General features: G+C 55.2%; 1 protein-coding gene and 1 pseudogene. One reads left to right on the top strand and one right to left on the bottom strand.

Features of this window, described 5'->3' with window-relative positions; translation table 11 throughout:
• The coding region (locus E3U47_RS24765; RefSeq protein WP_218568168.1) for an Ig-like domain-containing protein at positions 1–532 on the top strand (532 nt) is incomplete at its 5' end.
• A 51-nt stretch (positions 533–583) separates the two neighbouring features.
• Here E3U47_RS24765 and E3U47_RS24760 read toward each other — a convergent pair.
• Positions 584–886: pseudogene (locus E3U47_RS24760) on the bottom strand (hypothetical protein); the annotation flags it as partial.

Raw genomic sequence — 886 nt, 5'->3', positions numbered from 1 at the left:
CCCGCTATTGAGCGTGGATCGGAGTACCCTGGTGCTCAATGGCGTTTCGATCAAGATGCCAGGACGGCCACGTTCGGGGTTGGATTCGATCGGCAACACGGCGGTACGAGTGGCAACTGGGGGACGTGCGCCCTATACCTATAGCTCAAACAATTCGGCCATAGCCTCAGTGACAGCTCAAGGTAAGGTTGTTGGTGAGCGAAATGGCAGCGCGACCATTACAGTAAGAGATGCCAGTGGTCAGTCTGTTTCGTATGGCGTTCAAGTGAGTAATGTGCTGCAAGTTATTTTGGATCGTCGTTCGTACAATAACGCAGCGTACTTGGCATGGGCGCGTAGTAGCGGTGGCGTGTTTTTCACCGCAGTCCATTGGAACGATCTGCGGCGTGTATATACTAGGCCTTTCGATGTCTATACATGGACAGGGAACAACAACTTCTGGCATGTGTCAGCCAACTGGCTCTATGGCAATGTTCCTGCCGCCGCAGCTAATAACGTCAATATGAATGGTGCTGTCCTCAGGCCTCTATGACCTGATACGTCATTTTTTAGAAATTCCGTGCGGCTTAACCTCACGGACTTTCTAGCGTTCATTAGTGGATTGGAAATTGTCGCTTATATGGAGGTTGTTGCATGGCGCAGCCTGGAGCAGGCCAAGGGCCTGCAATTGTTGCGCGCGGACAATGCCTGAACCATCGCTAACCGGGGCCCTGAGCACCTGGCTGAACACCTCGTCCGGCACCTTGCCGCGCAGCGGCTCGAGCACCTTGAGCTCGTCGGTGTCGGGCAGCGCTCGGGCGGCCAGCGGGGTGTTGGAGAACAGGCTCTGCTGGTGCACGCGACGTTCCTTGAACGGCGGCTTGTCCAGGTTGAACACGAAACCCTG

The organism is Pseudomonas sp. RIT623, from assembly GCF_004519305.1.
Classification (GTDB): domain Bacteria; phylum Pseudomonadota; class Gammaproteobacteria; order Pseudomonadales; family Pseudomonadaceae; genus Aquipseudomonas.
Note: the sequence above shows the minus strand (reverse complement) of the source record. Positions and strands in the feature narration are given on the sequence as shown.